This window comes from Streptomyces sp. LS1784, from assembly GCF_020103755.1.
GTDB lineage: Bacteria > Actinomycetota > Actinomycetes > Streptomycetales > Streptomycetaceae > Kitasatospora.
In genome coordinates, this window is the sequence record NZ_JAHSQD010000565.1 from 1 (window position 1) to 5,179 (window position 5,179).

Genomic DNA, 5,179 nt, shown 5'->3' on the forward strand with positions numbered 1-5,179 from the left:
CTGTTCCTGGTGGCCCAGCTGGCCGAGCGGTGGGGGACCAGGTACACGGCCCGCGGCAAGGTCATCTGGTCCGAGCAACCGCTGACCGCACCCGAGTTCCAGTTCGAGGCGATGCTGCTGTAGCCCGATCCGCAGCGGAGCACCATGACGGGGACCGGGCGGGGGACCCGCACTCGCACCCGGCCTCTGTGGGAGGGACGGGACACCGTCATCGGCCGGCCGGTCGCGGTCAAGCTGCTGCCACAGCAGAACAGTCCGGACGCCGTGGAGCTGTTCTTCCGGGAGGCCCGGACGGCGGGTGCGCTGAACCACCGCGGCGTCGTCACCGTGCACGACATCGGACAGGATCCAGCCGACGGCACGCTCTTCCTGGTGATGGAGCTGGTCAAGGGCGGCAACCTGGCCACCCACCTGCGCACCTACGGTCCGCCCCCCGTACCCACCGCGCTGGACCTGGTCGACCAGACCGCCGCCGCACTCGCCGCCGCGCACCAGGCAGGCGTGGTCCACCGGGACCTCAAACCCGCCAACCTGATGCTCACCACCAGCGGCGACGTCAAGGTCCTGGACTTCGGCATCGCCCGCTACATGGCCGCCACCCACCAGTCCAGCCAGGTCATGGGCACCCTCGCCTACATGGCCCCCGAACGCTTCGCCGGCGCCCCGGGCGACGCCCGGTCGGACCTGTACGCACTCGGCTGCGTCCTGTACGAACTCCTCACCGGCGCCCCGCCGTTCCAGGACGGCGATCCGCTGACCATGATGACCGCCCACCTGCACCGCACTCCCGACGCCCCGGGCATCCGGCGCGGCGACATCCCCGCCGACCTCGACGCAGTGGTGCTCCGCCTGCTCGCCAAGGACCCGGCGGCCCGCCCGGCCTCGGCGGCCGAACTGCAGTCCCTGCTGCGCGGCACGGCGCCGATGCCCACGGTCGTCTCGGCCGTTCCGCAGCCCCAGCAGTCGGCGGGGGACTTCCTGCTGGAGCCCCCGCCGACCGCGCGCCCGACAGCCGAGCCTCCGATGCCTCTGCTCCCTCCGAGGCCGGTCGCCGCGACTGGGGCTCCGCCGGTTGACCTACCGTCAAGTCCCGGCTACCGCGGCCCGCGCTTCGCCCTCGCGGCGGCCGGCGCGCTCTGGTGCGCCTCGCTCGCACTGCCGCTCTGGGGCCGCTCCGGCCCGGCCAGGGCCCGCTCCCCGGCCGTCACGGCCTGGGACCTGGTGACCGGCGGCCGTTCCTGGGCCGGTGCCCCCTGGATCTGGCCGCCGGCCATCGCCGTCCTCCTCGTCACCCTGCTGGCCCTCGCCACCGCCTGGCGAAGCCGCTCCCGCCTGGGCACCTGGCTCTGCTGCTGGTCCGCGGTTCCCGTCGGCGGCCTCGCCACCACCTGGTGGGCCGTCATGGGCGTCATGGTGACCACCGAACACACCGACGCCTGCACCGCGGACTTCCCCCACGCCGACACCCCCCTGGGACAAGCCCAGATACGCCGTTGCATCGACGACATGGGCCTGGACTACGACTTCTACGCGCTCCTCGCGACCACCGCCCTGCTCGCCGCAGCGGGCCTGTGGGCACTGGTGCAGCGCATTCGCCACCGCAGGCGGACCCGTCGGCCCTGGGGCGTGGTGCCGCAACCCGCTCAGGGGCTCCCTCAGGGGTGACCTTCGTGGATGGCCGCGCTCGCCGGTCGAGACGTCCGGACGCGTTCGTCGAAGGCATCGTCGGGCTGCTGCCGCGACAGAACACCCCGCCCCATCGACAGGACGACGATCTGTCTGACAAACACCATCCAGCGAGACCATGGCCGGCCCACAACTGAACCGTCGAACCCGGCCCGAATTCAGCCGTCGCCGACAAGTGCCAGCCCCAGATGAATGGGAAAAGACCTTCGGCGACCCCCGGCTCTGCGCGGCCATCGCCGAACGCATCACCTTCCGCGGCACCCTGATCCAGACCAGGACCGAGTTCTACCGCTACCAGAACGCCACAGCCCAGCAGGTCGGCAGGCCACTCGGTTAGGCAGCTCCCAGCCCGTGCCAGATGCCTCACGCGGAACGCTTGACCTCAGGTGAGGACTACGCGTGCTCAACCCGGAGCGAAGACCTTTACAGTGCCCTTATTTACTCGGCGAGCCCTCTTACGGATGAGATCGTGTCGGGCATGAATGAGACGGAACACACCGTGTTCGACGATTCCGACCTGCTGGGCAGGATGGAGCAGAACCTGGCCGAACGCGCCTGCCACCTGCACCGCAACATGAAGCACGCGACCGTCACCGAGACAGCCGATCTCGTGATCGCCGACAGCGGGCTCGACGACGACACCTTCAACATCGTGGCGGCCGCGCGATTCACCGACGACACCGCTCCCGACCGGGTGGCGGAGACGGTCCGGACGCTGACCGCGACAGGCCGTCCCTTCTCCTGGTGGGTCGGCCCCGCCGGCACACCCCCGGACCTCGCCGTGCTCCTGACCGGCGCCGGCCTCAAGGCGTCCGAGACCGAGACCGGCATGTGGATGGACCTGCACACCGCTCCACCGGAGCCATACGCCGAGGGCTTGGACATCCGTCCCGTGGCGACTCCCGAACAACTCGCCGACTACGCGATGATCCTGGCCGCGAACTGGGACCCGCCGGCCGCCACGGTCCGCCGCTTCTTCGCCGATGCGACCGAGTGGGCTCTGGCCCCCGCCTGCCCCGCGCGCTACCTCATCGGCTACGCGGACGGCCGACCGGTCTGCTCGGCCGAGGTCTTTCTCTTCGCGGGTGTCGCCGGAATTTACAACATCGCGACCCTCGCTTCCGACCGCCGCCGCGGATACGGCGGAGCCATCACCCTGGCCACCTTGCGCACGGCCTACAACGCGGGCTACCGCACCGCGGTCCTGCAGGCGTCCTCGGACGGAGAACCCGTTTACCGCCGTCTCGGATTCCAGGCCTGCGGTCAGTTCACCGAGTACGCAGTCACCACCTGAGACCTCCGGCCGGGCCAGGGGCAGTGGACACCGCCCACCGGCTCGGCCTCGGGTCATGTCCGCCGGAGTGGTGTATCGACGGCCACTCGGTGATTCGTCAAGAGGTTATGCGGTGAGGGAAGTTGGGGTCAGGTCGGTGCCGGTTTCTCCCTTGATGAGGTGAACGCGGCAGCGGCCGAGGATCTCGGGGCCCGTGTGGCGGCGCTGTCGGCCCACTCGTCGTTCTGTTCGGCGACTGGAGGGCGCGGACGGGCGGGCCGCCGCCGGCCCGTACGGTGCCCACCGGACCTCCCTCCATCCCGATTCGGCCGATGTCCCTTGAGGCCCCCAAGCCGCCCCGCACCGCCGCTCGCGTCCTCGATCGTGCGGTCCTCGCCGCATCGGAACGTCACCGAGAGCGCCCGGGCGCTGGAACTCCTGTCCGGGCGTGGGCCGCTCGGGCAGCCTGACCGTCTTCGACGTCGAGGGAGCCATCGGCGCTCCCGGGACGCCAGGGCCCGGAGGTTATCTGATGGATCGTCAAAAGTAGAGATTCGTTCTAGAGAGCTTCTTCAGTTCTGCTCTATGCTGGCCGAGTTGGCGGCCGAGGCGGCCGTGGTGACGGTCGAGCGGAGGTCCGAATGCCCCCCAAGCAGCAACGGGGCGAGGCCACCGTCGAGTTGCTCCTGACCAGCGCGCTGCGCGTGTATGCGGAGGCGGGCCAGCAGGGGTTCACCGTCAGTGCCGTCACCGCGGCGAGCAAGGTCAGCCTGGGCAGCCTCTACCACCACTTCGGGAGCTTCGACGGCCTGGCCGCCGCGCTCTACATCCGCTGCATGGAGCAGCTGTTCGACGAGATGATCGTCGCGCTGCAGCGCAGCCGCACCGCGCGCACCGGGGTGCGGGCGCTCGTCCAGGCCTACCTGCGCTTCACCGAGGAGCACCGGGACGCCGCGCTCTTCCTGCACGCCTCCGCCTACTCCGGCTACCTGGCCGCCCGGGCCGAGCAGATCAAGGCCGCCAAGGCGGCCAAGCTGGCGGTGATCGGCGCCTGGATGCAGCCTCGGATGGAGCGGGGCGAGATCCTGCCCGTTCCCGGCCCGCTGGTCGAGGTCCTGGTGATGGGTCCGGTCGCGGAGGCGGCCCGCCGCTGGCTGTCCGACACCTACGAGCTGGACCTGGCTGAGGTCGCGCGGATCCTGCCGGAAAGCATCTGGCGCTCGCTGCGGCCCGAGCGGTCCGAGCCGTGCGGTGCGACCGGTACCGGCGGGGGCGGCGGGTGAGGAGGACTGATGGCAGGACATGACGCGCTACTGACAACCGGTTGGGGCTGGGCATCGCGAAGGGGCGGGGCATGACTGGTCGGGGGGCCGTACTCGGAGGTCGCTACACGCTGACCGAGTGGATCGGCGGCGGGGGCATGGGTGCCGTCTGGCGCGCCGATGACCGGGTGCTGGGGCGGCAGGTGGCGGTCAAGGTCCTGCACGCGGGGCTGCTGGAGGAGGGGACGTTCGCCCGGCGCTTCCGGCGCGAGGCCCAACTGCTCGCGGCGATCAGCCATCCGGGCATCGTGGACGTCCACGACTACGGGGAGAGCGGCGGCGAGGCCGAGGGTGGCGCGGAGGGGGAGCGGATCGCGTACATCGTGATGGAGCTCGTCGACGGGCGGCCGTTGGACAAGGTCCTCGCCGAGGACGGCCCGATGCCGCCCGAGCGGGTGCTGAGCATGCTCGCCACGGCGCTCGACGCACTACAGGCCGCGCACCAGCAGGAGATCGTGCACCGGGACGTCAAGCCGTCCAACCTGATGCTCGGGGTCGACGGCCGGGTGACGGTGACGGACTTCGGCATCGCGCGGGCGCTCGTGAGTACCACGCTCACGGCGACCAACGTGGTGATCGGCACTGCGCTGTACATGGCCCCCGAGCAGGCCGGGGGCGGCGGCGTCACGCCGGCCTCGGACCTCTACTCGATCGGCGTGGTCTGCTACGAACTGCTCACCGGAAAACCGCCGTTCACCGGTGAGAGCGTGGTCGAGGTCGCGCTCAAGCACGTCCAGCAGCCCGCGCCGGAGCTGCCGGAGGATTTCCCGGCGGCGGTACGGGAGTTCGTCGCGCGGGCCCTGGCCAAGCAACCCGGGGACCGGTTCGCCGACGCCGCGGCGATGGCGGCCGCAGCGCGGGCCGCGGTCGGCGACCGGTCGGTGCCGGTCGCCGCGGT

The 5,179-nt window shown here is 71.0% G+C and carries 5 protein-coding genes; all 5 read left to right on the plus strand.

The genetic code is table 11. The features are described 5' to 3' along the window. Window positions 1–144: 144 nt before the first annotated feature. The gene (locus KS423_RS37750; RefSeq protein ID WP_224284256.1) at window positions 145–1,665 is read left to right on the plus strand and encodes a serine/threonine-protein kinase; all 1,521 of its coding nucleotides are present in this window, start codon (window positions 145–147) and stop codon (window positions 1,663–1,665) included. A gap of 196 nt (window positions 1,666–1,861) precedes the next feature. Beyond that, window positions 1,862–2,023 carry a hypothetical protein gene (locus tag KS423_RS37755; protein ID WP_374120104.1) on the plus strand — a complete coding sequence of 54 codons (162 nt, stop codon included), beginning with the start codon at window positions 1,862–1,864 and terminating at the stop codon, window positions 2,021–2,023. Between the two features lie 192 nt (window positions 2,024–2,215). Next, the gene (locus KS423_RS37760; protein WP_224284259.1) at window positions 2,216–2,980 is read left to right on the plus strand and encodes a GNAT family N-acetyltransferase; all 765 of its coding nucleotides are present in this window, start codon (window positions 2,216–2,218) and stop codon (window positions 2,978–2,980) included. Between the two features lie 620 nt (window positions 2,981–3,600). Then, window positions 3,601–4,242 carry a TetR/AcrR family transcriptional regulator gene (locus KS423_RS37765; RefSeq protein ID WP_224284257.1) on the plus strand — a complete coding sequence of 214 codons (642 nt, stop codon included), beginning with the start codon at window positions 3,601–3,603 and terminating at the stop codon, window positions 4,240–4,242. A gap of 71 nt (window positions 4,243–4,313) precedes the next feature. Further along, the coding region (locus tag KS423_RS37770) for a serine/threonine-protein kinase (RefSeq protein ID WP_224284258.1) at window positions 4,314–5,179 on the plus strand (866 nt) is incomplete at its 3' end.